This is a genomic window from Lactobacillus sp. C449L (assembly GCF_059900815.1).
On sequence record NZ_JBWXGA010000053.1, the window covers coordinates 1 to 604 of the forward strand.

Annotated in this window: 2 protein-coding genes; one reads left to right on the forward strand and one right to left on the reverse strand. The window is 71.0% G+C overall.

Annotation, left to right across the window (positions count from 1 at the left end; translation table 11 throughout):
- A partial coding sequence (locus AC2JF9_RS08225) for a twin-arginine translocation signal domain-containing protein (protein ID WP_500726823.1) occupies positions 1-150 on the reverse strand: 150 nt, incomplete at its 3' end.
- 50 nt (positions 151-200) lie between these two features.
- Here AC2JF9_RS08225 and AC2JF9_RS08230 point away from each other — a divergent pair.
- The coding region (locus AC2JF9_RS08230; protein ID WP_500726821.1) for an ATP-dependent DNA ligase at positions 201-604 on the forward strand (404 nt) is incomplete at its 3' end.

Below are 604 nucleotides of genomic sequence, written 5' to 3' on the forward strand. Positions count from 1 at the left end.
CTTCTCCTCGAACGCGGCGCGGGCGCGGGCGAGCAGCGCGGGGTTGATCCGCGGCTGCTGCGGCAGGGGCTGCGCGAAGACGGGACGGGACGCCAGCGCGGCCGCGCCCGCGGCGGCGGCAGACTGGATGAGCGCTCTACGCGAAAGCATCACTCGTGGTCTCTCCTCGATCACAGCCCAAGGTGTAACCCGGCAATCCGTTGATTCTCAACGCGGTGCCGGCCGTTTCGGGTCCGTTCGCCGCGCCGATGAATCGTTTCGCCGCATTGCCGGGAACCGCCGTTAATCTTTTCTTGTGCGCCGCGGCGGAACCGCGGGGACCGAGCGGAGTCTTCGCCCTCGTGGCGAATCGTGGGGACAGGGAGGACGCCTTCGGCGCGCTGGCCGTGCCGCCGGGCCTCGCGCCCATGGAGGCGAAGCTCGCCGAGACGCTGCCGGAGGGGGATTGCTGGCAATATGAGCCCAAGTGGGACGGCTTCCGCTGCCTCGTCTTCAAGAGCGGCGGCGAGGTGGCGCTGCGATCGCGGGCGGGCAAGCCCCTGGGCCGCTACTTCCCCGACGTGGTGGAGGTGGTGCGGTCGCTCGGCCCGGCCCGGCTCGCGCT